Here is a 24,070-nt window from a genome sequence, read left to right on the forward strand (position 1 = left end):
CGGTGGTTTCGGCGCCCCGACGCCGCCGCCCGCCGACCCGTTCGGCAAGCAGCCGGCCACCCCGCCGCCCCCGGCGCCGGGCGGCGGGGTGCCGTAGCCGCCCGGCGCCGGGGGCGGCGGGGTGGCCGGCTGCTTGCCGAACGGGTCGGCGGGCGGCGGCGTCGGGGCGCCGAAACCACCGGGGGGCGGGTCCTGCGGTGCGCCGAAACCACCGGGCGGCGGGTCCTGGGGCGCGCCGAACCCGCCCTGGGGCGGGTCGTTGGGCGGCGGCTGGGGCGGCTGCGTCATGGCGTTGCGTACCTCTGGAGAAGGGAAGTCGGTCGGTGGGCCGGAACCGGTCGCGGACGGATCTGCCGCCGTCCGCGACCGGTGGTGTTCCTGCGGGTGCCGTGGGGAGCTGCTACTTGCCGAAGGCCATCATGGTCTTCGTCTCAAGTTCCTTTTCGTCGTTGCTCGCACTGATCCGCCCGCTCGTGATGAACGAACGGCCGCCCGCGTAGAGCACCTCCTCGTCCCAGAAGGAGCTCTCGATCTGTGCCGTCGAAGCCGGGTGCTGGAGCACCATCCTCGGACTGCCGCCGGCGGGGGACAGGGTGGCGATCCCGCCGCCCTTGTTGTACCCGGCGTCCACGTAGAGGAGCACGTCGGCGCCCTCCATCCGCAGCGGCTTCATGGTCTGCTCGGCCGGGGCCTTCGCCTTCCACTTCGTCCTGCCGGTGTTCAGGTTGAAGGCGACGACCTGGTTGGTGCGGCCGGTGCCGCTGGTGTCGTCCTGCGTCGCCATGTAGAAGGTGTTGGCGTCGGCCGCGACACCGGTGCAGCCGTCGAGACGCTGGCCGAAGACGGCGAACCCGCCACCGCAGTCCGGGGCGAACTTGTCACCCTTGTCGCTGGTGATCTGGGAGCGGAGCGTGCCGTTCTGCCGGAACGCGACGATGCTCCACTTCTTGCTGTCGCCGCTGCCCTTGGTCAGCGACACGACGAGCGGGTCCACCGAGTAGACCTTGTCGACCTCCACGCCGCGTGCGAGCTTGTGGGTCCACCTGGGCTTGCCGGTGCCCGGATCGATCTCCTCGATCTCGTGCTGCGGATTGTCGACGTCGTCGGTGCGGCAGCTGGTGGCGGCGATCAGCTTGGAGCCGCCCGCGAAGGCGAACGGCTGGCAGATGCCGGAGCGCTTGCCGAACAGTTCCTTGCCGTCGCTCACCCGGAACGCGTTGGAGGCGCCGGTGCGGCCGACCGTCACGGTGTCGCCGCTGATGGCGAGGGAGATGTCCGACATCAGGTCGAAGAGCCCGCTGCTCTTGACCGGCTTCTTCCAGCCCGTCTTGCCGGTGTTGAGGTCGATCAGCTGGAGGTCGGAGCAGTCGGCCTTGTCGGACGTGCCGTTCTTGACCCCGATGACGATCCTGCCGTCCGTGGTGGTCTGCGCCGGTGCGGCACAGATGTCCGCGGGCAGCTTCAGCGTCCACTTCTGCTTGCCGTCGGCCACCGAGTAGCCGGAGACCGTGCGGTACATGCCCTTGACGATGGTGTCGCCGACGATCCACGGCCCGTACACGTCCGCGCCGTTGCGCGGCAGGTCGACGTCGTTCTTCTGGAGCCAGAGGACCTTCGCCTCGCCGGGCTTGCGCCCGCCGTTCAGGTCGTCGCTGCCCTCACGACCGGTTCCGTCGCCGTCGCCCTCGTCGACGGTGGGCGACGTGGTCGGCTTCTGGACCTCACCACTCTTCTTCGCCACGGGCTTCTTCTCGTCGTCGTCCTTGCCCGCCAGCAGGAAGACGGCGCTGCCGATGACCAGGAGCGCGGCGACCGCGGCCCCGATGATCACGGCGGGCTTGCCCTTGAAGGGGCTGCCGCCACCGGGTCCGGCCGGACCGGCGGCGGTCGGCGCGCCGGGGTACTGCTGCTGCGGATAGCCGTAACCGGGCTGCTGCGGCTGACCGTACGGGCCGGGCTGCTGCTGCGCGTACGGGCCCGGCTGCTGCTGCGCGTACGGGCCCGGCTGCTGCGGCTGGCCGTAGGGGCCGGGCTGCTGGGCGTACGGACCGGGCTGCTGGGGGTGGCCGTAACCGGCCTGCGCCGGCTGACCCGGTGCCTGGGGCGGCTGTTGGGGGTAGCCGTAACCCGGCCCGCCGGCCGGTGCCTGGGGCGGCTGCGCGGGCGGCGGAGTCTGCGGCGGGCCCTGGGGCTGCTGAGGAACTCCCTGCGGCGGATCCTGCGGAGCGCCGAAGCCTCCCTGCGGCGGTTGCTGGCTGGGCGGCTGGGTCATCAGCGCGTCCCCCTTCATGCGGTCCGGTACCCGGTCCGGACTCCCCCGCGATCGCGCCGGAGCCCCGGAAGTCGGCGAAGACTCCGCGGATTACCAGCGAAATGGAGCGAATCGGGCATGGATCCCGCAGTGTTACGTCAGTCGAGCGGGGCTTCTTTGTACCACCCGGCCCGGCGCCGGCTCCGGTTCGGTCCACCCCTGTTCCCAAGGGAGAACCGCCCCGTGATGCCGCCGTTACGCCTGAACGGCTGTCAGTTGCCGAAGGCCGCGATGGACCGCGTCTCGATCTCCTCGTCGTCCGAGCCGCTGATCCTCGAATACGTGAGGAAGCTTCGCCCGCCCACGTAGGAGACGGTCGGTTCGAAGAAGGCGCGTTCGACGAGGGTGGCCGCCGCCGGATGCCGCAGCACCATCTGCCAGTCACCGCCGGTGGACGGGACGGAGGCGATGCCGCCGCCCTTGTTCTTGGCCGGCTCGAGGTACATCAGCAGCTTGCCGCCGTCCGTTCGCACGGGAGCGAGCGGCTGGTCGACCGGAGAGGTGACCGCCCACTTGAACTTGCCGGTGGACAGGTCGAAGGCGGCGACCTTGTTGCCCTCGCCGGCCTTGAGGTCGACGGCCCCGGTCGCCATGTAGAACGTGTCGGCCCCGGCAGCCATCCCGACGCAGCTGTCGAGGTTGGAACCCTGGACGCGCCGGTCCTTGTCGCACTTGCGCGCGAAGTTGCCCGGTCCGCCGGAGAGCTGGGTTCGGTAGGTGCCGTCGGCGTTGAGCACGAGGACACCCCACTTGTCCTTCGTCTCCCCCTGCGTGAGCGAGACCACGATGGGGTCGGCGGAGTAGATCTGCTCGACCTGCCAGCCCTTCTTCACCTTGTACGTCCACTGGACCTTGCCGGTGGCGGGGTCGATCCGCTGCACCTGGTGTTCCTTGTGGTCGTCCGCGGCGGTCTGGCAGCTCGCCGCGGCGATCGCCACGGGGCCGCTGGCGAAGCCGAACGGCTGACAGTTGCCGGGCAGCTTCCCGAACAGCACCTTGCCGTCGCTGACCCGGAAGGCGTCGGTCCTGCTGGTGCGCCCCACGGTCACGGTGTCGCCGTTGATCGCCATCGCGAGGTCGGAGAGCCCGTCCCAGGCGCCGTCGCGCACGTACGCCTTGCGCCAGCCGAGCTTGCCCGTCGTGAGGTCGACCATCTGGAGGTTGTCGCAGGACGCGTCGCTCGCGGTGCTGTGCTCGATGCCCAGGACCATCTTGCCGTCGGCAGTGGGCTGTGTGGGCGCCGCGCAGGCGTTGGCGGGCAGCCGCAGGGTCCACTTGCGCCTGCCGTCGGCGATCGAATAGCCCGTGATGGTGTGGTACATCGCCGTGACGACGGTGTCGCCGGCGAACCAGGGGCCGTAGACGTCCTCGCCGCCCTCCGGGAGGTCGATGCCGCTCTTCTGGAGCCAGAGGAGCTTCGCCTCGCCGGGCTTGCGCTCCGCGTTGATCTCGGCGGTCTCCTCGCGGGGGGTGCGCGTGCCGTCGTCGTCGCCGTCACCCTTGCCGTCGCCCTGGTCCAGGGTCGGCGAGGGCGAGGGATTCGGCTGCCCCGAGTCGTGGCCGCCGGCCGTGGGCTTCTTGCCCTTGCCGTCCCCGTCGAAGGCGAGCCAGATGCCGCCACCGGCCAGGAGCACCACCCCGAGCACCGCGGCGACGATCACTCCGGTCCTGCCACGGAGACGCCCGCCGCCCCCGGGCCCGCCGGACTGCGGCGGCTGCGGTGCCGGCTGCGGCGGGTACCCGTAGCCCTGCGTGGGCAGGCCGTACGGGCCGGGCTGGGTGTACGGACCCGGCTGTGTGCCGTACGGACCGGGCTGGTTGTACGGGCCGGGCTGCTGAGCACCGTACGGGCCGGCCGGCTGCTGCGGGGCGGCCGGTGGCGGATACGACCCGGGCGGCGGGTCGTAAGGAGATCCGAACCCACCCTGCGGCGGCTGCTGTCCGGGCGGCTGGCTCATCGGCCCGTCCCCCTGTTCCGTTGTCGTTCCGTTGGTGCCTGTGCTGCGACGCGGCCCGGCCGGTGCGCCGGGCAAGGTTTCTTTCTACCACCCGCCCCACAGGCCTCATCGGCCACACCGGTAACGGCAGTTGTACCGGCCACGCAGCAAGGCCCCCCGGAACGACGGACGGTCAGGCGTCCTCGGCCAGTTCCAGCCAGCGCATCTCCAGCACATCGCGTTCCGCGACGAGTTCGCGCAGTTCCGCGTCGAGCTTCGCGACCTTCTCGAAGTCCGTGGCGTTGTCGGCGATCTGGGCGTGCAGCGTCGTCTCACGGGTCGACATCTTGTCGAGCTGCCGCTCGACCTTCTGGAGCTCCTTCTTCGCCGCCCGCGCCTCCTGCGGCGAGACACCCGGCGCCGGGGCTGCGGCGGCCCGGGAGGACGAGGAGGGTGCGGCGGCCGGAGTGGCGGTCCCGGCCATCTGCAGCCTGCGTTCCAGGTACTCGTCGATGCCGCGCGGCAGCATCCGCAGCGACTTGTCGCCGAGGAGCGCCAGCACCTTGTCCGTGGTCCGCTCGATGAAGAACCGGTCGTGCGAGATCACGATCATCGATCCGGGCCAGCCGTCGAGGAGGTCCTCCAGCTGGGTCAGGGTCTCGATGTCGAGGTCGTTGGTGGGCTCGTCGAGGAAGAGGACGTTCGGCTCGTCCATCAGCAGCCGCAGGATCTGCAGCCTGCGGCGCTCACCGCCCGACAGGTCGCCGACCGGCGTCCACTGCTTCTCCTTCGAGAAGCCGAACTGCTCGCAGAGCTGGCCCGCGGTCATCTCCCGGCCCTTGCCGAGGTCGACCCGGTCGCGCACCTGCTGCACGGCCTCCAGCACCCGCAGGTTCGGGTTGAGCTCCGCGACCTCCTGGGAGAGGTAGGCCAGCTTGACGGTCTTGCCGACGACGATCTTCCCGTCCGCGGGCTGTGCCTCGCCCTGCGTACGGGCCGCCTGCTCCAGCGCCCGCAGCAGCGAGGTCTTTCCGGCGCCGTTGACCCCGACCAGGCCGATCCGGTCGCCGGGGCCGAGCTGCCAGGTGAGGTGGGTCAGCAGCGTCTTGGGGCCGGCCTGGACGGTGACGTCCTCCAGCTCGAAGACGGTCTTGCCGAGCCGGGCGTTGGCGAACTTCATCAGCGCGCTGGTGTCGCGCGGCGGCGGCACATCGGCGATCAGTTCGTTGGCGGCCTCGATGCGGTAGCGCGGCTTGGACGTACGGGCGGGGGCGCCGCGCCGCAGCCAGGCCAGCTCCTTGCGCATCAGGTTCTGCCGCTTGCCCTCTTCGGTCGCGGCGATCCGCTCGCGTTCGGCCCGGGCGAAGACGTAGTCGCTGTAGCCGCCCTCGTACTCGTGGACCGTGCCGCGCTGGACGTCCCACATGCGGGTGCAGACCTGGTCGAGGAACCACCGGTCGTGGGTGACGCAGACCAGTGCCGAGCGGCGGGCGCGCAGATGCCCGGCCAGCCAGGAGATGCCCTCGACGTCGAGGTGGTTGGTCGGCTCGTCGAGGACGATCAGGTCCTGCTCGGCGATCAGGAGCTTGGCCAGCGCGATCCGCCGGCGCTCACCGCCGGAGAGCGGGGCGATGACGGTGTCCAGGCCCTGCTCGAAGCCGGCCAGGTCGAGACCGCCGAAGAGCCCGGTCAGGACGTCACGGATCTTGGCGCTGCCCGCCCACTCGTGGTCGGCGAGATCGCCGATGACCTCGTGGCGGATCGTGGCCTTCGGGTCCAGCGAATCGTGCTGGGTCAGGACACCGAGGCGCAGTCCGCCGTTGTGGGTGACCCGGCCGGTGTCCGCCTCCTCCAGCTTGGCGAGCATCCGGATGAGAGTCGTCTTTCCGTCTCCGTTACGGCCGACGACACCGATCCGGTCCCCTTCGGACACGCCGAGGGACACACCGTCGAGCAGCGCACGGGTGCCGTACACCTTGCTGACCTGCTCGACATTGACGAGGTTGACGGCCACAAACGCTCCAGCTCGAAGGAGAAACACTGACCTTCAGCGTAGTCGCCATGGCGCCGGGCTCCTTACGAGCGCCCGCTCACCTGTGCGGGGCGGTGCCGGGGACCGCGCTCTCGCGGACACCCCTGTGCGGTACCTTGCCCGCATTGATCAAGGCCCGGGGCCGGTCCCCGGGCGACACCCGGGGTGGGAACTTCATGGCACGACGTACGGTTCGCGGGCTCGCGCCCCTCCTGCTGGCAGCCGTGGCGCTGACCGGCTGCTCGTCGGGGTCCGGCGACAGCGTCAGGACGGACACGAAGCCGGGCGGCGCCCCGTCGAAGACGGAGACGACGGCGGACGCGGCCGCGGCCAAGGGCGGCACGGTCGGGGGCTCCGGCTCCGTGTGCAAGCTGCCCGTCGTCCTCGACACGGCGCAGCACTGGACGGCGGAGGCCGTGGTCGCCGGCGAGCCGGGCTCGGACTTCGCCGAGCTCGGCATCCAGGGCCCGGTCACCCTGGCCTGCGAGATCGACGCGAAGCCCGCCGGGCACATCGGGTTCCTCCGGGTGTGGCGGGGCGACGACAAGGGGAGCACGGCACGCCAGGCCCTGGAGGGCTTCGTGAAGGCCGACACCAATCCCTCGAAGATCACGTACACGCAGACCACGGTGGGGAAGCTGTCCGTGACCGAGGCCCGCTACACGATCCACGACGATCTCCTGGACGAGTCGCGCCCGAACCGGGCCTTCGCCGTCGCCACCCCGGACGGGCCGGTCGTGGTGCATCTGGGTGGACTGGACGCGGCGGAGCACAAGGGGATGCTGCCGGCCTTCGAGCTGGCGAAGCGGAGCGTGCGGCTCGGCTGAGGCCGTACACGTTTCCCCGTTGCCCTCGCCGGAGTGCTGTACGCACACTCACCCGTACGGTTCCGCGGGTACTGGTCGCGGAGGATCGGCGACGAACACCGCCCCGCGTACCGCGTGGCCGCGGACGAGGTGCGGATCGCCTCCTGCCGCTACCACTACGGCCGCTGAATCGTCGCCCCCGGCGCCGGGGACGACGCGATCCGGGCGGTGCGGCAGGTCCCCGAGGCCGTCAGCGCGTCGGCGATGGCGCGGGCCGACGCCTCGTCATCGGTGAGGAACGCGGTGGTCGGCCCGGAGCCCGAGACCAGCGCGGCCCGTGCGCCCGCGACGGTGCCCGCGGCCAGGGTGTGGGCCAGCGAGGGCCGCAGCGACAGCGCCGGGGCCTGGAGGTCGTTGCTGAGGACTCCGGCGAGCGCACCGGTGTCGCCGGTCCGCAGCGCGTCCAGCAGCCGGGCGGACACGACGGGTTCGGGCACGTGCGTGCCCTCCGTGAGCCGGTCGAACTCGCGGTAGACGGCCGGGGTGGAGAGGCCGCCGTCGGCGACCGCGAAGACCCAGTGGAAGGTGCCGCCGACCTCGACGGGGGTGAGCTGCTCGCCGCGGCCGACCCCGAGGGCCGCCCCGCCGACCAGGCTGAACGGCACGTCGCTGCCCAGTTCGGCGCAGATCTCCAGGAGCTCCTCGCGGGAGGCGCCGGTGGACCAGAGGGCGTCGCACGCCAGCAGCGCACCGGCCGCGTCCGCGCTGCCGCCGGCCATGCCGCCCGCGACGGGGATGTCCTTGGCGATGTGGATGCGTACATCGGGCGCGATGCCGTACCGCCCGGCCAGCGCCGCCGCGGCGCGGGCGGCGAGGTTGGAGACGTCGAGCGGCACCTGGGCGGCGCCCGGACCCGAGCAGGTGACACTCAGTCCGTCGGCGGGGGTGACGGTGACCTCGTCGTACAGGCCGACGGCGAGGAAGACGTTGGCGAGGTCGTGGAACCCGTCGGGGCGCGCGGCCCCGACCGCGAGCTGCACGTTGACCTTGGCGGGCACCCGGACGGTGACGCTCGCGCTCATGCGGTGGGCTCCGGCTTGTTCTCGGCGATGGCGGCGAACTCCTCGACCGTGAGGGCCTCGCCGCGGGCCTGCGGCGAGATGCCGGCCGCGACCAGGGCCGCTTCGGCGGCGGGCGCGGAGCCCGCCCAGCCGGACAGGGCCGCCCGCAGCGTCTTGCGGCGCTGGGCGAAGGCGGCGTCGACGACCGCGAAGACCTCGGCCTTGCTCGCCGTGGTCGCGACGGGCTCGGTGCGGCGGACCAGCGACACCAGGCCCGAGTCGACGTTGGGCGCGGGCCAGAACACCTTGCGGCCGATGGAACCGGCGCGCTTCACGTCGGTGTACCAGTTGGCCTTCACCGACGGCACGCCGTAGACCTTGTTGCCGGGCCTGGCGGCCAGCCGGTCGGCGACCTCGGCCTGCACCATGACCAGGGTCCGCTCGATGCTGGGGAAGCGGTCGAGCATCGTGAGCAGCACGGGCACGGCGACGTTGTACGGAAGGTTGGCGACCAGCGCGGTCGGCGGCGGGCCCGGCAGTTCCCGTACCAGCATCGCGTCCGAGTGGACGAGGGCGAAGCGGCCGGCGCGCTCCGGCATCCGGGCGGCGACCGTGGCCGGCAGGGCGGCAGCCAGCACGTCGTCGATCTCGACGGCGACGACCCGGTCGGCCGCCTCCAGCAGCGCCAGGGTCAGCGAGCCCAGACCGGGTCCGACCTCCACCACCACGTCGTCCGGGCGGACCTCCGCGGTGCGCACGATCCGGCGGACCGTGTTGGCGTCGATGACGAAGTTCTGACCGCGCTGCTTCGTGGGGCGTACGCCCAGCGTCGCGGCCAGCTCGCGGATCTCTGCGGGGCCCAGGAGGGCGTCGGGCTCTGTGGTGCTCACCTGTTAAGCCTACGGGCTGTCGCCAGGGCCGTTCGTCCGGAACAGGCCGGACCAGGGAGCGGGGACAGGTGCGTGCGGCTGCGAGGCGGAGGAGGGAGCCACCGCGGAGCACGGGCGCACGACGACAACGCGGGAGGGGCCCCTGGTCGAGAGAAGCCGGGACCTCGGGGGAGTACGTGCCGGGGCACGAGAGACCCGCATGATCCAAATGACAGCCCTTAGCCGCCCGTACCTGCCGTGCGGGGCCCGGTACCGGCCTTCACGACCTGGCTGACCGGTTCCCGTACGACTTCGGCGGCCAGCACCCTGGGCTTCTGCCGGACGCCGTTGACGGTCCGCAGGGCGTACATGACCCGGCGCGACCCGTCCCGGCCCTCCCGTACGACCCTTTCGGTGCCGGCGGCCAGGGTCCCGTCCCCGGACCGTTCCACGGCGTACGGCAGCAGCTCCTCGCGCACCACCCGGGTCGTCGCGATCCGGAGCACGGAGACGGTCTGGCCCTCACGGGGGAAGCTCTCCGGGGCCACGGACGTGGTGTCCTCGCCGTGCAGGACGACGCCGGCCCGGGCGACGGCCTCGCGGACGGTGGCGGCGTTGGTGCGGACGGTGTGCTCGCGGCCGTCGGCCATCACGGTGACGGTGCGCTCGGTACGTACTTCCAGTGTCAGCCCGGTGCGCCCGATCGGTGCGGCCCGGGAGACGGAGAGGTAGGCCCCGTCGGCCCGCACGCCGAGCCGGCGCAGCGCGGCGCCGACGGTGGGCTCGGAGGTCCAGACCCGGCGCCGCACCCCGTCGAGCGTGAGCGTCACCGGGCGCGGGCCGCCGACCGTGATCACGTCGCCGTCGCCGAGGCGGGTACCGGGGGCCGGGGACACCGCGGTGCCGTCGTCGGTGTCGACGCCCTGTTCGGCGAGGAGTTCGCCGACGTCGTCCGCGAAGGTGTGCAGGGTGCGGGGCTGCCCGTCGATGTCCAGCGTCACCGCCTTGTCCTCGGTGACGAACGCGGTCGTCCCGCCCGCCAGGAACGCGACCACGAGGGCCTGCGGCACCAGGCGGCGCAGCTGCTCGGGCCGGACGGCCGCCCGCCTCCGCCGCGCACCCCGCCGCGCCCCGGACCTGCCGCCCGGGGCCGGCACGGTGAGCGCGGTGACGGTGGCGGCCTGCGCGGTGCGGTCCGGGCCGTGCGGGCCCCCGGCGGCCTGCGCGGTGCGGCCCGGGGCGCCGGTCGCGGTCGCGGTGCGCCCGGTCGGCATGTCCACGATGGTCGGGGTGCGCCGGGGCCAGGCGGCGAGCGTCAGCTGCTCGTGCGGCGGCACGGGGGACGGGCCCGGCACGACGACGGTGTGCGGCGGCACGGGGGACGGGCCCGGCACGACGACGGTGGCGGGGCCGCGCGTCCCGGCCGGCGACGTACGCCCTCTGCCGCGTCCTGCCCGGTGGCTGCCCTGCGAATTGCTCACGACGCTCGCTCCAGAAGGTCCGTACCGCCCGGCTCACTCTTGGCGCCCGGGACGATAGCCGAGCGGGCGTGACTCTCCAAAGCGGCGCGACTACGCACCGTCGCGAAAGGCCCGTCAGTAGTCGAAGGCGCGCGCCGTGTTGTCGGCGATCGCCGACGCCAGGGTGTCCTCGTCGACGCCCCTGACCGCCGCCATGGCGCGCAGCGTGACCGGAATCAGGTACGGGGCGTTGGGCCGTCCGCGGTACGGGGCGGGGGTGAGGAAGGGCGCGTCGGTCTCGACCAGGACCAGTTCGGCCGGTGCCACGGCCAGTGCGTCACGCAGCGGCTGGGCGTTCTTGAACGTCATGTTGCCCGCGAAGGACATGAAGTACCCGGCGTCCGCGCAGATCCGGGCCATGTCGGCGTCGCCGGAGTAGCAGTGGAAGACGGTCCGCTCGGGGGCGCCCGCGTCGGCCAGGATGCGCAGCACATCGGCGTGCGCCTCGCGATCGTGGATGACGAGCGCCTTGCCGTGCCGTTTCGCGATCTCGATGTGGGCCCGGAACGATTCCTCCTGGGCCGCCATGCCTTCGGGGCCGGTCCTGAAGTAGTCGAGTCCGGTCTCGCCGACGCCGCGTACGTGGTCCAGCGCGGCCAGCGCGTCGATCTCGGCGAGCGCCTCATGGAGCGCGGCCGTCCCGCCGCCCTCGCGCGCGCCCTGCCGCGACCAGTTGTCCGGGTCGCCGTGCACGATGCGCGGCGCCTCGTTGGGGTGCAGTGCGACGGCGGCGTACACACTCGCGTGCGCGGCCGCGGTCTCGGCCGCCCAGCGCGAGCCCTTCACGTCGCAGCCCACCTGGATCACGGTCGTCACGTTCACCGCGGCGGCCCGGGCCAGGCCCTCCTCGACGGTGCCGTCCTGCATGTCCAGGTGGGTGTGCGAATCGGCGACCGGCACCCGGAGGGGCTCGGGCAGCGGCGGGGCTTCGGTACGGCTCATGGCCACGATCGTACGAGGACCGTGGCCGCGAACGTCACCGCGCCGGTGTCACCTGCGGTGGAAGGGATGGAGCAGGTCGGAGAGGTGCCAGTGGTGGTCACCGGCGGGGGCGGCGGTGGCGGCCACGGCCTCCCTCGGCTCGGCACCGGCGTCCGCGTCGGCGGCCGGCCGGCGGTTCTGGAGCAGCTGCTGCACCGTGGAGACGCGGCCGGCCCGCATGATCCGTACGACGTGCCCGCCGCAATTCGTGCAGGTCGGAGTGGAAAGCGGCGACGGCACACGTTCACCGTCCGCCTTGTAGACCACGAATGCGTGGTTCGAGGCGTCGACGTGGTGCTCTATTTCGTAGGCCTGTTCCCAGCCGTATCCACACCTCATGCAGGCGAAGGCATACGCCTCGTGCACGGTGGTTGCTGCGATCTCGCTCATGCCTGCTCCTCTTGTCCGCCGGACAAGCACTCCGGAGAATGCGTCCTGGATCCAGTGGACGCCTTTACCGGCGGGAGCGCACCAGGCCCTGTCGAGTGTTGGAGCGGTTTTGGCCTTCTCGTGGCAAAAAGGCCCGGAACGCGGCTCGCGCTTTGCTTTTCACGATAGTCCTTTACCCTCCGCCGGGCCGGTCCGAGCCGCATTCTTTGCTGCGACGACCGCGTCGAACACCTCGCGTTTGGGCAGCCCCGCCGAGGCGGCGACGGCGGCGATCGCCTCCTTGCGCCGCTCCCCCGCCTCCTCGCGCACCTGCACCCTGCGCACCAGCTCCTCGGCGTCCAGTTCCTCGGCCCCGGAGTCGGCCGCGCCCTCGACGACGACGGTGATCTCGCCGCGTACGCCTTCGGCGGCCCAGACGGCGAGCTCGCCCAGCGGGCCGCGCTTCACTTCCTCGTACGTCTTGGTCAGCTCGCGGCACACCGCGGCGCGCCGGTCGGCGCCGAAGACCTCGGCCATGGCCGCGAGGGTGTCGTCGAGCCGGTGCGGGGCCTCGAAGAACACCATGGTGCGGCGCTCGCCGGCGACCTCGCGGAGCTTGCCGAGGCGCTCACCGGCCTTGCGCGGCAGGAAGCCCTCGAAGCAGAACCGGTCCACCGGCAGCGCGGACAGTGCGAGCGCGGTGAGCACCGCCGACGGGCCCGGCACGGCCGTGACCTTGATGTCCTTCTCCACGGCCGCGGCGACCAGCCGGTAGCCGGGGTCGGACACGGACGGCATCCCCGCGTCCGTGACGAGCAGCACCCGGGCGCCGCCCAGCAGCGCCTCGACGAGTTCGGGCGTACGGGCGGTCTCGTTGCCCTCGAAATAGGAGACGACACGCCCCGTCGTGTGGATGCCCAGCGCCTGGGTCAGCCGGCGGAGCCGGCGGGTGTCCTCCGCGGCGACGACATCGGCCGTCTCCAGTTCTGCGGCGAGGCGTGGCGGGGCGTCCGCCACATCACCGATGGGGGTCCCTGCGAGTACCAGCGTTCCAGTCGTTCCAGTCACAACGTCCATCCTCCCAGCACGGGCGACAGCACTCGCACAGATGCGTTCCCTACGATGGCGCGGTGACGAGTACTGCGCCCGAAGCCCACCGCGGCCAAGACGCCGGGGAACAGCACGGCCCGGAGCCGACTTCCTGGCAGCAGCGGCTGCGCCGCTTCGGCCATTTCCCGCGCCCCGGCATCGGGCTGCGGGAGCGGCTGATTCCGCCGTACACCCGCCCCGGAGGCCAGGTGTGGGCGGTGCTCGCGGTGCCCCCGCCGGTCGCGGAGCGGCTGGTGCGCTGGTCGGCCTGGGGCGGCCCGCTGCTGGTCGCGGCGGTCGCCGGGGTGCTGCGGTTCTGGAACCTGGGCAGCCCGCACGCGGTGATATTCGATGAGACGTACTACGCCAAGGACTCCTGGGCGCTCGTCCAGCAGGGCTACGAGGGCTCGTGGCCCAAGGACGTCGACAAGCTGATCCTCAACGACCCGTCGCAGGTGCCGGTCCCGACCGATCCCGGTTATGTGGTGCACCCGCCGGTCGGCAAGTGGATCATCGGGATCGGTGAGCAGCTCTTCGGTTTCACGCCGTTCGGCTGGCGGTTCATGGTCGCCGTGCTCGGCACGCTGTCGGTCCTGATGCTGTGCCGGATCGGCCGCAGGCTGTTCCGCTCGACGTTCCTGGGCTGTCTGGCGGGCGCGCTGCTCGCGGTGGACGGGCTGCACTTCGTGATGAGCCGCACCGCGCTGCTCGACCTGGTGCTGATGTTCTTCGTGCTGGCCTCGTTCGGCTGTCTGCTGATCGACCGGGACTGGGCCAGGCGCAAGCTCGCCGCCGCGCTGCCCGTCGACGAGGACGGCGTGCTGCGGCCGGACGCCGGGGTCGCGGAGGGGCTGCGGCTCGGCTGGCGTCCGTGGCGGATCGCGGCAGGTATCTCGCTGGGTCTGGCCTTCGCCACCAAGTGGAACGGGCTGTACATCATGGTCGCGTTCGGCCTGATGACGGTGTTGTGGGACGTGGGGGCGCGGCGGACAGCGGGCGCGGTGCAGCCGTACAAGGCGGTGCTGAAGCGGGACCTGGTACCGGCGTTCGTCTCCACGGTGCCGGTCGCGGTGCTCACCTACCTCGCCTCGTGGACCGGCTGGATCATCCACGACGACCCGGACCGGCACGGCTACTACCGGGACTGGGCGGCGACCGACGGCAAGGGCGGCAACTGGACCTGGCTGCCGGACTGGCTGCGCAGCCTGTGGCACTACGAGAACCAGGTCTACGAGTTCCATGTGAACCTGACGTCCGGTCACACCTACCAGTCCAATCCGTGGAGCTGGATCGTGCTGGGCCGGCCGGTCTCGTACTTCTACGAGGAGCAGAACGGCTGCGTCCAGTCGTCGACCGGCAAGTGCGCGCGCGAGGTGCTGGCGCTCGGTACGCCCCTGCTGTGGTGGGCCGCGTGCTTCGCCCTGGTGTACGTGCTGTGGCGCTGGTTCTTCCGCCGCGACTGGCGGGCGGGCGCGATCGCCTGTGGCGTGGCTGCGGGGTGGGTGCCGTGGTTCCTGTACCAGGAACGCACCATTTTTCTTTTCTACGCGGTCGTGTTCGTGCCCTTCCTCTGTCTGGCGGTCGCGATGATGATCGGCGCGATGCTGGGCCCGGCGGCGGGCACCGGGGAGAAACACGAACTGGGCCTGGCGAAGGGAGATCCGTCAGGTGAACGGCGCCGGACCGTGGGGGCCGTCGCGGCCGGCGTACTGGTCCTGCTGATCATCTGGAATTTCATCTACTTCTGGCCGCTGTATACGGGGACGCCGATTCCGGAGGATTCCTGGCGGGATCGCATGTGGCTGGATACCTGGATTTGACCGGTCTGTGCATACTGCACCGGATCGCATTCCGATAACAACCGGCTCCGCTGTCACGACAGTCCCGTAAAGTGCCCGGAAAAGCCCCCTTGAACATGTTCAAGGGGGCCTCCTGGGGAGGGGGACTGCAGGGATGCGCAGTGGAGTGAAGGTAGCCGTGGTCGGCGGGGTGTTCGCCGTCGTGGTCGGCGGCGTGGGCTACGGGGCGTACAACGTCCTGGACGGGCTCGGCGACAGCGGGGTCGGGGGCGGTTCGGACACCAAGGCCACCTCGTCCGAGGTGAAGACGGGCCCCGTCACCGAGGACGAGATAGCCGAGACGTCGAAGGCGTTCCTCGCCGCATGGGCGAAGGGCGAGGCGACCGCCGCGGCCGAACTCACCAACAACAAGGGCGATGCCGAGCCCACGCTGGCCGGCTACAGCGAATCGGCCCATGTCACCGGGGCCGTGATCACGCCGGGCCCGGCGACCGGCTCGAAGGTGCCGTACACGGTCAGGGCGACGGTCTCCTACGAGGGGCGGACGAAGCCCTGGACGTACGCCTCCGAGCTCACCGTCGTACGCGGACTGACCACGGGCCGCCCGCTCGTCGACTGGGACCCGTCCGTGATCCATCCGGAGCTGGGCAAGGGCGAGTCGCTGGAGACCGGTGAGTCGAAGACCGCGTCGATCGAGGCCGTCGACCGCAACGGCAACGTGCTCACCAAGGAGAAGTACCCGTCACTGGGCGGCATCCTGGACGAGCTGCGCAAGAAGTACGGCCAGAAGGCCGGCGGCACCACGGGCATCGAGACCTGGATCAACAGCGCGAACGCCGACGGCGTGGACAAGACGCTGCTGACCCTGGTCAAGGGAAAGACGGGCCGGGTTCCGACCACGCTGGACGCGGGAATCCAGGCGGCGGCCGAGAAGGCCGTGAAGAAGTACGACAAGTCGTCCGTCGCGGCCGTCGAGCCGTCGTCCGGCGCGATCCGGGCCATCGCCAACAACCCGGCGAACGGCTTCGAGTCGGCCCGCTGGGCCAAGGTGGCACCCGGCTCGACGATGAAGATCGTGACGGCCGCGATGATCATCCAGAACGGTCTCGGCAGCGCGAACTCGCCGGTCGAGTGCCCGTCCACGGTGCCCTGGGAGGGCCGGACCTTCCACAATCTGGAGGACTTCTCGCTGCCGAACGCCACCCTGAAGAGGGCCTTCGCGAAGTCCTGCAACACCACGTTCATCAAGCCGGTCCTGCCGCTGGGCAGCGGCAAGCGGGACACGGCGCTCGGTGACGAGGCCTCGCGGTACTTCGGGATCGGCCAGGTCTGGCAGACCGGCGTCACCACGTGGGACGGCAAGGTGCCGCCCTCCGAGGGCGCGGAGACCGCCGCCTCGTTCATCGGCCAGGGCAAGATCCAGATGAACCCGCTGAACATGGCGTCCATCACCGCGACCGCCGTCAAGGGCCGGTTCCTGCAGCCCTTCATCGTCCCGCAGACCCTGGACAACCGGAAGTTCGCCACCGCGAGCCCGCTGCCCGGGGGCGTGTCGGACCAGCTCAGGGAAATGCTGACGTACACCGCCACGAGCCCCGAGGGCACTGCCACCAAGGCGATGGCGAGCGTGGGCGGCGACAAGGGCGGCAAGACGGGCTCGTCGGAGATCGGCGGTCAGGCCACGTCCGACAGCTGGTTCACCGGATACAGCAACGACCTCGCGGCCGCGGCACTCGTCCAGTCCGGCGGCCACGGCGGGGACGCGGCCGGTCCGGTCGTCGCCGAGGTCCTGCTCGCCGGGCCCTGACCGCACGACGCCGTGACCGTACGACAGGGAGAAGGAACACCATGATCGCCGGACTGCCCCTGCTGCTCCTCCTGGCCGTCGTCATCGCCGCGGGCGCGGCCGGCCGGCAGCTCCACCGCTACCCGGGAGGCTGGAAGTTCGCGTTCGGCGGCGCGTACTCCGCCGCGCGCCACGACCTCGACAACGCGCGGAAAGCGCTGAGCACCCTGGAACACGCGGCGCGGTGGGAGCTGTCCGGCGCGCAGAACGCCGCCCGCAAGGCCGACTCCGCCCACCGGCGCGAGGTACGCAGAACCGAGGAGGAGCTCGCCCGCCTGCGCGAGCCGGGCCGCGGCGGGTTCCGGACCGAGATCCGGGACCTCAGCCTGTACGAGCACATCCTTGTGGCGAGCGGCACCGACGACTGGAGCGGCGACATCCAGCTGCCGTTGCACGAGACGTCCATCCGCGCCGACCACTCCGAGTGGGAATCCCACGTCTACCTGACCGGCCCGGACGGACGCCGGTATCTGCTGAGCTACCCGCAGGCGGAGCTGGCCGAGGAGTACGTCCGCAGATTCGTCCTCGACGTCCAGAACGCCATCGCCCGCGACAAGGCCTTCCAGCGGGACCGGCCCGCGCTCATCAAGGAGACCGGGGCCGAACTGCGACGCCTGCGCAGCAGCGCCGCCGGACCGGCCGAGGCGGCACGCCGGCTCGAAGAGGTCACCGCCCGCCAGGGCGGCGACCCCCGCATCCCGCAGGCCCGCCAGGAACTCGACGCGGCCCAAACACGCTGGCAGGCCCTCACCGGCCGCCGCCCCCGCTGAACGGAATCCCGGGTACCAAGTGACACCGCTCGTCGCCATGGCCGTCCTGACGGCCGCCTTCACCCACGCCGCCTGGAACGCCCTCGCACACGCGATCAAGGACCAGTTGCTCTCCTTCACCCTGATATCCGGGGGCGGTGTGCTGATCGGCGCGGCCGCCGCCTGCTTCGTCCCGTTCCCGGCGGCGGAGGCCTGGCCGTACCTGCTGGTGTCCGCCGCCCTGCACGTGGCCTACATGCTGTTGCTCATGCGGTCGTTCACGCTCGGCGACTTCGGCCAGATGTATCCGATCGCGCGCGGCACGGCGCCGCTCGTGGTCACCGTCCTCGCCGCCGTCTTCGTCGGCGAGCGCCCGGACGGCTGGGCGACGGCGGGCGTCGCGGTCGCCTCCGCGGGGCTGGTCGGGCTGGCCCTCTGGGGCATCCGCGGCACCGGCAAACGCCCCCACTGGCCAGCGATCGTGGCCGCGCTCGCCACGGGTCTGGCCATCGCCGGATACACCACGGTCGACGGCGTCGGCGTGCGCGCCTCGGGCAGTTCGCTCGGTTACGTCGCCTGGCTGATGATCCTCGAAGGCCTCGCCATCCCCCTCTACGCCCTCCACCGGCGCCGCTCCGCGCTCCCGGGCCAGCTCCGCCCCCATGCGGTACGCGGCCTGCTGGGCGCGGCCCTGTCGGTGACGGCGTACGGACTCGTCCTGTGGGCGCAGACCCGCGCGGCGCTCGCCCCGGTGGCGGCCCTGCGGGAGTCGTCGATCATCGTCGGCGCGGCGATCGGCGCGGTGTTCTTCAAGGAACGCTTCGGCACCCCGCGCATCGCGGCGGCCGGGCTGATGGTGGTCGGCATCGGGCTGATGCTGCACACGAGTTGAGAGCGGTGCACGAGGGAACCACGCGGCTCACTCGCGCCGCCGGCCGTAACCCGCGCGGTACCTGCTCAGTACGGGACCACGCACCGCGGGCAGCCTGACCAGGGCGTGGTCGAAGGCGTGGCGGTGGGGTGTCAGCGCACACCAGGGGCGTGGCGGCAGCGAGTAGTCGTCGCGCAGAACACCCTCCGGAAGCCCTCCGCTCACCGGCATCGGCGAGGTCTCGCCCGGATGGGCGAGGTAGCCCCAGACCCCGCTGTCCAGCGGCACCACCGCTCCCTCGACAAGCCCCCCTCGCCACGGTTCCCCGCCGGATTGTGCCGCGCGCTCCACGGCTGATCCACCGGGTTTCGGAACGGCTCCAGGGGCTGAGCCGGAAGTCCCCCGCCGGGCCTCTGCCGCGACCGGTCGATGGCCGGGGCCTGCTCCGGCCCGTGTGCGCCCGCCCGCCCGGCACACAGGTTCCTGTCGCACGCGAGCGGAAGACCGCGCGAAGCTCCTCGCAGGTCACCGGGCAACTCCACCGCCGGTACGCCGCGTTCCGCCCTCTCGGCGCACTGCGGTCATCCTTAACCAACTATTGACACGCTCTTGTCAGGAGCGGAACACTCCGAGTTGGGAGAGCGCTCTCCCAACTCCATGCACGACCCCCACGACGCAGCAGGAGGTCTCCATGCCACGGAGGTCGAGAACCCTCACCGGACTGCTCTTGTTCACCTCGCTGACCCTGACCACGGCAGGGATCGCCGGCATCGCGGCGACAGCGAACGCCTCACCCGAGGCACCGGCCGCGGCGGCGGGCGCGCACACCGCGCACAAAGCCGCGTACTCCATGCCCGGGATGCCCGGCATGCCGGCGTCCACCCGGGCCTCGGGCGACGACCCGGACGGCGACGGCTACATCATGGCCGACCCGCCGGTCACCGGGGTCACGCCCTCGACGGAGGTCCCGCCGCCGGCGTACTTCCACGAGTTCCAGGCCAAGTGCGCCCCGACGCACACCGCTCCGGACGACCCGATCGTCTACCCGGGGCAGCCAGGCAAGTCCCACGACCACACGTTCATGGGCAACACCACCACGAACGCGAACACCACCACCGCCTCGCTGGAGACGGGCGACACCACGTGCCTGGCCCCCGGCGACAAGTCCGGCTACTGGATGCCGAGCCTGTTCGACGGGGACACCAAGATCCTCCCCCAGGGCGTCCAGACCATCTACTACAAGTCGGGCGTCACCGACTACCGCAGCGTGCGGCCCTTCCCGAAGGGCCTGCGGTACGTCGTCGGCAGCCCGATGCAGACGCAGGAGGAGTTCAAGAACCTCAAGGGCACCGTCGAGGGCTGGGAGTGCGGCGACAGCTTCAAGAACTACAACTTCCCCGCGACCTGCCCCGACCGTCAGGACGTCCAGCTCAACCTGCGTCTCCAGGCGCCCAGTTGCTGGGACGGCATCCACCTGGACACGCCGGACCACAAGAGCCACATGGCCTACCCGGTGGCGGGGGGAGCCAACTACAACTCCTGCCCGGCCGACCACCCCGTCGCGCTGCCGATGATCGAGTTCAAGATGGCCTGGCCGGTCAACGGCGACATGTCGAACGTGAGACTGGCGAGCGGCACCGGCTACTCCTTCCACTACGACTTCATGAACGGGTGGGACGCCGCGACGCTCGACGCGATGGTCACGCACTGCATCAAGGGCGGCCTGCAGTGCGACCCGCACGGCTACGACGAGAACCACCCGGGCCAGGGTGCCGTGCTCGACGAGAACTACGAACTGCCGTAGCCCGCACCACCGCACCTCCCCCCACAAAACGAGGGGCCCTTTTTTCGGCCCCTCACGGAGAGCGCTCTCCAAGATCATTCACGTCACCTCTCCCCCACTCGCAAGGAGCATGAAGATGCACCATCCCCCCACCCGCCGGGCCAGGCGCCTGGTGGCGCCACTCGCGGCGGCGGCTGTGCTGGGCGGCGGCCTGCTCGCCGTCCAGGCACCCGCCGCCCAGGCGGCCGGCAGCGTCGTCAAGGTCACCGGATCCCAGGGGAACTGGGCGCTGAGCGTGGACGGTTCGCCGTATACGGTCAAGGGACTGACCTGGGGCCCCTCGGTCGCCGACGCCGAGAAGTACATGCCCGACGTGAAGTCGATGGGCGTCAACACCATCCGCACCTGGGGCACCGACGCCACCAGCAAGCCGCTCTTCGACACGGCTGCGGCCAACGGCATCAAGGTGATCGCCGGCTTCTGGCTCCAGCCCGGCGGCGGCCCCGGCAGCGGTGGCTGCGTCAACTACCTGACGGACACCCAGTACAAGAACGACATGCTCGCCGAGTTCCCGAAGTGGGTCGACACCTACAAGGACAACCCCGGCGTGCTCATGTGGAACGTCGGCAACGAGTCGACGCTCGGCCTGCAGAACTGTTACGGCGGTGACGAACTGGAGGCCCAGCGCAACGCGTACACGACCTTCGTCAACGACGTCGCGAAGAAGATCCACGAGGTCGACCCCAACCACCCCGTGACCTCGACCGACGCCTGGACCGGCGCCTGGCCCTACTACAAGAAGAACGCCCCGGACCTCGACCTGTACGCGGTCAACGCCTACAACGCGGTCTGCAACATCAAGTCCGACTGGGAGCAGGGCGGTTACGACAAGCCCTACATCGTCACCGAGACGGGCCCGGCCGGTGAGTGGGAGGTCGACGACGACGCGAACGGCGTCCCGACCGAGCCCACCGATGTGGCCAAGGCCGAGGGGTACGAGAAGGCGTGGGGCTGCATCACCGGGCACACCGGGGTCGCGCTCGGCGCCACGGTGTTCCACTACGGCGTCGAGGACGACTTCGGCGGCGTGTGGTTCAACCTGCTGCCCGGCGGCGAGAAGCGCCTTTCGTACTACGCCGTGAAGAAGGCGTACGGCGCCGACACCTCGGGCGACAACACCCCGCCGGTGATCACGGACATGGCGGTGGAGGGCGCCACCACCGGCGTCCCCACCGGCAGCGACGTGAGGATCAGCACGCACACCAGCGACCCGGACGGTGACGCGATCACCTACCAGGTCCTGTTCAGCAGCAACTACATCGACCAGAACAAGGCACTGGTCCCCGCCGAGACCAAGGACAACGGCGACGGCACGCTGACCGCGAAGGCGCCGAGCAGGACCGGTGTATACAAGGCCTACGTGAAGGCCACGGACGGCAAGGGCAACGTGGGCATCGAGACCAAGTCGGTCAAGGTGATCCCGCCGAAGGTGGACGGGACGAACGTGTCCCAGGGCAAGGCCGCCACCGCGTCCTCCTTCCAGACCGACCCGACGGGCGGCTGCCCGTGCGGCGCGGCCAACGCGGTGGACGGCAAGTTCGACACCCGCTGGGCCAGTGACTGGAGCGACCCGCAGTGGGTCCAGGTCGACCTCGGCGCCTCGACGAGCTTCAAGCACGTCCAGCTCGCCTGGGACCCGGCGTTCGGCAAGGCGTACGACATCCAGACGTCCGAGGACGGGCAGAGCTGGACGACGGTGAAGTCGGTGACGGACGGCAACGGCGACATCGACGACATCGACGTCGACGGCACGGGCCGCTACGTGCGGATCAACGGCACGGCCCGCGGCTCCGGTTACGGCTACTCGCTGTACGAGTTCGGCGTCTACAGCTGACAGGAGGCTGGCACTCATGATGGTCACGCGCCTCGGGCGGGCTCAGCCGTACGCGCTCAGCCTGTTCCGGATCGTCGTCGGACTGCTCTTCACCTGTCACGGAGTCGCGTCGCTCTTCGGCGTGCTCGGCAGGCCGATGCTCTCCGCCGGCACCTGGCCGGGGTGGTACGCGGCCGTCATCCAACTGGCCGGCGGCATCCTGGTGACGCTCGGCCTCGGTACGAGAACGGCCGCGTGTCTGGGCTCCGGCTCCATGGCGTTCGCGTACTTCGACGTACACCAGCAGACAGGCCTGCTGCCGATGCAGAACGGCGGCGAGGCGGCGGTCTTCTTCTGCTGGACCCTGCTCCTGCTCGTGTTCACCGGTCCGGGTGTGGTGGCCGCGGACCGGCTGCCCGTCTTCCGCGGAGCCACCCGGGAGGGTACGCGGCCGCAGCAGGAACAGCCCCTGGGTGTGCCCGTCTGAGGGGACGGACACACCCACGCCGACCGGCCTCCCGGGACTGCCTCCGGGGGGCCGGTCGGCGTTCCGGGGATCAGCCTGTGGTCTTCGCCGGGCCCGCGCTCAGGTACGTTGCGCGCTGGACGATGTGGCCGTCCTGGCCCCCTGGCATGGAGTTGACTTCAAGGAGCCGGCCGTCGGACGGCCTGACGATCCAGTTCGGGTTGTGGTCGCTGTGGGCGGGGTACTTCTCGGTCCACTTCCAGGAGATCTGGGTTCCGGTACGGCCGACCCCGTCCTTCACCCCTTCCGTCACCACGGCGCCCGGCGTGTCGGCAAGCACGCGGTACAGCGCCGCGCGCAGACGCGGTGAGACGGGGGCCCGGGTCAGCAGCACACCGGCCTGGCGGACGGTCTGCTCGGCGGCGGACCCCTTGGCGCCGGCCGAGAGGACGCCGCGCAGGGCGTTCGGCCGGGTAGGGAGGGTGTTGATGTCCTGCCAGGCCACCTGGCCGTCGCCGACCTGCCAGCTGAAGCCCTCGGGATGGGACTTGACGGTGGTTTTTTGGTTGGCGACCTTGATGACGGTCTTGGTGCGGCTCTGGTAGATGTCCGCGGTGTTGCCCTTGCCGCCCTCCACCCAACTCCGCACCCTCGTCTTCCAGTACGCCTCGGTCAGCGTCTGCGCGTCGTACGCGTCGGTGAGGGTGGTGTGCTCGGCCATGCTCGTGAACACCTCGGCCGCCGACGCGCCGGCCGCCGGTCCGCTGCCGCCCATGTCGGTGACCGGGAGGACGGCGGCACCCACCGCGATGGCCGCGACCGCAGCGGCGAGGGCGAACACCCGGCCCCGGCCGAAGCGAGGCTTGACGACGGCGGCCGGGACGGTCTCCGCGGCGTCCGCCGCGATGGCCCCCAGGACCAGGGAGCGGGCCCGGGCCTGGACGGCCGGGTCGAGAGGTTCGGTACGGCCGGCGCGCTGCAGGGCGGCCGCACCGGGGAAGTCGAGAACGTCCGTGTGCTGGTCCTCGTGCGTCATGCGAAGTCTCCCGTCAGGGTCGTACGGGTGGTTCTGGTAAGTCCGTCGCGCAGCCGGGCGCGGGCCCGGTGCAGACGGGAGCGGGCGGTGCCGGCGGGTACGCCGACGGCGGCGGCGGCCTCTGCGGGGGTCAGCTGCTCCCACGCCACCAGCAGCAGCAACTCACGCTCTTCCTCCGGAAGTTCGGCGAGCCTCCTGCGCAGCTCCGGGCCGACGGCAGACGCGTCCAGGCGCTGATCGACGGCCTGCCACGGGTCGGTTGTCGTGGCGTCGGGGTGCTGCTGTGCGCGGGCGGCGGCGCGTGCCACGGCCTGCCGGTGCCGGGACAGTACGTTCCTGGCGACCCCGAACAGCCAGCCCCTGGCGGAGCCGCGCGCGACGTCGAACGTCTTGCGGTTGGAGTACGCCTGGAGCCACACCTCGGAGAGCAGGTCGTCGGCGACTGCCGGGGCGCGGCGCACGAGGTAACCGTGCAGGGCCGGGGAGTGCCGGGCGACCAGCGGCTCGAAGGCCGTCGGCTCGCGTGCGGAGCGAGCCAGCAGATCCTCGTCCGGGTCCATGAAGTCTCCTGTCCGAGTCCGCCGGGCGGCGGTCTCACCCCGTACTTGCACAAGGGCGGGGCGAGCGTTCGCGGGCGGGCCCCGGTGCGCGCGAATCGCCGCGCCCTTGTGC

General features: G+C 71.2%; 21 protein-coding genes and 1 pseudogene. 9 read left to right on the plus strand and 13 right to left on the minus strand.

Annotated features, from left to right (window positions below; translation table 11 throughout):
- The 4 genes and pseudogenes from JGS39_RS28500 to JGS39_RS28515 all read right to left on the minus strand — a co-directional run.
- Positions 1-288, minus strand: a pseudogene (locus JGS39_RS28500) (outer membrane protein assembly factor BamB family protein); the annotation flags it as partial.
- Positions 289-400: 112 nt separating this feature from the next.
- Positions 401-2,272, minus strand: a complete 1,872-nt coding sequence (locus JGS39_RS28505) for an outer membrane protein assembly factor BamB family protein (protein ID WP_219572469.1) — start codon at positions 2,270-2,272, stop codon at positions 401-403.
- A gap of 251 nt (positions 2,273-2,523) precedes the next feature.
- Positions 2,524-4,269, minus strand: coding sequence for an outer membrane protein assembly factor BamB family protein (locus JGS39_RS28510; RefSeq protein WP_219572470.1), 1,746 nt, complete (start codon positions 4,267-4,269; stop codon positions 2,524-2,526).
- 172 nt (positions 4,270-4,441) lie between these two features.
- Entirely contained in the window at positions 4,442-6,262 is a 1,821-nt protein-coding gene (locus JGS39_RS28515; RefSeq protein WP_219572471.1) for an ABC-F family ATP-binding cassette domain-containing protein, read from the minus strand.
- 194 nt (positions 6,263-6,456) lie between these two features.
- Here JGS39_RS28515 and JGS39_RS28520 point away from each other — a divergent pair, with 194 nt between their 5' ends.
- Complete coding sequence (locus JGS39_RS28520; protein ID WP_219572472.1) at positions 6,457-7,107, plus strand: lipoprotein; 651 nt, start codon at positions 6,457-6,459, stop codon at positions 7,105-7,107.
- Between the two features lie 33 nt (positions 7,108-7,140).
- The gene (locus tag JGS39_RS28525) at positions 7,141-7,275 is read left to right on the plus strand and encodes a type II toxin-antitoxin system YoeB family toxin (RefSeq protein ID WP_219572473.1); all 135 of its coding nucleotides are present in this window, start codon (positions 7,141-7,143) and stop codon (positions 7,273-7,275) included.
- Here the strand turns inward: JGS39_RS28525 and JGS39_RS28530 are convergent.
- The 6 genes from JGS39_RS28530 to rsmI form a co-directional block, all read right to left on the minus strand.
- A complete protein-coding gene (locus JGS39_RS28530; protein ID WP_219572474.1) occupies positions 7,263-8,168 on the minus strand; it encodes a 4-(cytidine 5'-diphospho)-2-C-methyl-D-erythritol kinase in 906 nt (301 codons plus the stop codon). The two genes, JGS39_RS28525 and JGS39_RS28530, sit on opposite strands and share 13 nt — an antisense overlap.
- On the minus strand, positions 8,165-9,037 hold the full coding sequence (rsmA, locus tag JGS39_RS28535; RefSeq protein WP_219572475.1) for a 16S rRNA (adenine(1518)-N(6)/adenine(1519)-N(6))-dimethyltransferase RsmA: 873 nt from the start codon (positions 9,035-9,037) through the stop codon (positions 8,165-8,167). The genes JGS39_RS28530 and rsmA overlap by 4 nt, the downstream gene beginning before the upstream one ends.
- A 218-nt stretch (positions 9,038-9,255) precedes the next feature.
- A complete protein-coding gene (locus tag JGS39_RS28540; protein ID WP_308120760.1) occupies positions 9,256-10,497 on the minus strand; it encodes a resuscitation-promoting factor in 1,242 nt (413 codons plus the stop codon).
- Positions 10,498-10,611: 114 nt separating this feature from the next.
- Positions 10,612-11,478, minus strand: a complete 867-nt coding sequence (locus tag JGS39_RS28545; protein ID WP_219572476.1) for a TatD family hydrolase — start codon at positions 11,476-11,478, stop codon at positions 10,612-10,614.
- Positions 11,479-11,526: 48 nt separating this feature from the next.
- Positions 11,527-11,907: a hypothetical protein gene (locus tag JGS39_RS28550; protein ID WP_219572478.1), complete on the minus strand. Its 381-nt coding sequence runs from the start codon at positions 11,905-11,907 to the stop codon at positions 11,527-11,529.
- 159 nt (positions 11,908-12,066) lie between these two features.
- A complete protein-coding gene (gene rsmI / locus JGS39_RS28555; RefSeq protein WP_219572479.1) occupies positions 12,067-12,963 on the minus strand; it encodes a 16S rRNA (cytidine(1402)-2'-O)-methyltransferase in 897 nt (298 codons plus the stop codon).
- 53 nt (positions 12,964-13,016) lie between these two features.
- Here rsmI and JGS39_RS28560 point away from each other — a divergent pair, with 53 nt between their 5' ends.
- The 4 genes from JGS39_RS28560 to JGS39_RS28575 all read left to right on the plus strand — a co-directional run bounded on the left by JGS39_RS28560 (position 13,017) and on the right by JGS39_RS28575 (position 18,261).
- A complete protein-coding gene (locus JGS39_RS28560; protein ID WP_219572480.1) occupies positions 13,017-14,795 on the plus strand; it encodes a dolichyl-phosphate-mannose--protein mannosyltransferase in 1,779 nt (592 codons plus the stop codon).
- Between the two features lie 133 nt (positions 14,796-14,928).
- Positions 14,929-16,581, plus strand: a complete 1,653-nt coding sequence (locus JGS39_RS28565; protein WP_219572481.1) for a penicillin-binding transpeptidase domain-containing protein — start codon at positions 14,929-14,931, stop codon at positions 16,579-16,581.
- A gap of 41 nt (positions 16,582-16,622) precedes the next feature.
- On the plus strand, positions 16,623-17,390 hold the full coding sequence (locus JGS39_RS28570) for a hypothetical protein (protein ID WP_219572483.1): 768 nt from the start codon (positions 16,623-16,625) through the stop codon (positions 17,388-17,390).
- A gap of 19 nt (positions 17,391-17,409) precedes the next feature.
- The gene (locus tag JGS39_RS28575; protein WP_219572484.1) at positions 17,410-18,261 is read left to right on the plus strand and encodes an EamA family transporter; all 852 of its coding nucleotides are present in this window, start codon (positions 17,410-17,412) and stop codon (positions 18,259-18,261) included.
- A gap of 27 nt (positions 18,262-18,288) precedes the next feature.
- On the opposite strand, the gene JGS39_RS28580 is transcribed toward JGS39_RS28575, so the two are convergent.
- Positions 18,289-18,528, minus strand: a complete 240-nt coding sequence (locus JGS39_RS28580) for a hypothetical protein (protein WP_236063719.1) — start codon at positions 18,526-18,528, stop codon at positions 18,289-18,291.
- A gap of 403 nt (positions 18,529-18,931) precedes the next feature.
- Between JGS39_RS28580 and JGS39_RS28585 the strand changes: the two genes are divergently transcribed.
- The 3 genes from JGS39_RS28585 to JGS39_RS28595 all read left to right on the plus strand — a co-directional run bounded on the left by JGS39_RS28585 (position 18,932) and on the right by JGS39_RS28595 (position 22,383).
- Positions 18,932-20,044 (plus strand): DUF1996 domain-containing protein, encoded by a 1,113-nt coding sequence (locus JGS39_RS28585; RefSeq protein ID WP_219572485.1) that lies wholly within the window; start codon positions 18,932-18,934, stop codon positions 20,042-20,044.
- Between the two features lie 115 nt (positions 20,045-20,159).
- The gene (locus tag JGS39_RS28590; protein WP_219572486.1) at positions 20,160-21,917 is read left to right on the plus strand and encodes a discoidin domain-containing protein; all 1,758 of its coding nucleotides are present in this window, start codon (positions 20,160-20,162) and stop codon (positions 21,915-21,917) included.
- 19 nt (positions 21,918-21,936) lie between these two features.
- Positions 21,937-22,383 carry a DoxX family protein gene (locus tag JGS39_RS28595; RefSeq protein WP_219572491.1) on the plus strand — a complete coding sequence of 149 codons (447 nt, stop codon included), beginning with the start codon at positions 21,937-21,939 and terminating at the stop codon, positions 22,381-22,383.
- Positions 22,384-22,453: 70 nt separating this feature from the next.
- Here the strand turns inward: JGS39_RS28595 and JGS39_RS28600 are convergent, their stop codons facing one another.
- Positions 22,454-23,398 carry a hypothetical protein gene (locus JGS39_RS28600; protein WP_219572488.1) on the minus strand — a complete coding sequence of 315 codons (945 nt, stop codon included), beginning with the start codon at positions 23,396-23,398 and terminating at the stop codon, positions 22,454-22,456.
- Positions 23,395-23,958, minus strand: coding sequence for a sigma-70 family RNA polymerase sigma factor (locus JGS39_RS28605; protein ID WP_219572489.1), 564 nt, complete (start codon positions 23,956-23,958; stop codon positions 23,395-23,397). Before JGS39_RS28605 ends, JGS39_RS28600 begins: the two co-directional genes overlap by 4 nt.
- Between the last annotated feature and the right edge of the window lie 112 nt (positions 23,959-24,070).

The sequence above is a fragment of the Streptomyces poriferorum genome (assembly GCF_019399235.1).
GTDB classification, from domain to species: domain Bacteria; phylum Actinomycetota; class Actinomycetes; order Streptomycetales; family Streptomycetaceae; genus Streptomyces; species Streptomyces poriferorum.